The organism is Peribacillus sp. SIMBA_075 (assembly GCF_046534585.1).
This window is the reverse complement of sequence record NZ_JAWRYN010000611.1, coordinates 1-272: the sequence shown is the minus strand read 5'-3', so window position 1 is coordinate 272 and position 272 is coordinate 1. Positions and strand designations below refer to the sequence as shown.

Here is a 272-nt window from a genome sequence, read left to right as displayed (position 1 = left end):
GTTGTGGTTGGAGAGCTGGCACCGAAAACACTCGCCATTCAAGAGGCTGAGCAAGTAGCCCTTCTTTTTGCTAGACCGCTGATGAGCTTTTACAAGGTGAGGTTCCCGTTCATTTGGTTATTAAATGGATCTGCTCGTCTATTAACGAAAGCGTCTGGTCTACAGCAAGTATCTGATCATGACACGGCGCACTCTGAAGAACAATTGCGGATTCTTTTCTCCGAAAGCTATAAGAGCGGCGAAATTAACCAGTCTGAATTCAAATATGTGAA

The 272-nt window shown here is 44.9% G+C and carries 1 protein-coding gene; it reads left to right on the top strand.

Features of this window, described 5'->3' with window-relative positions; all coding sequences use genetic code 11:
- Positions 1–272, top strand: a 272-nt coding sequence (locus SB775_RS29620; RefSeq protein WP_410864810.1) for a CNNM domain-containing protein, incomplete at both ends; no start/stop codon positions are given.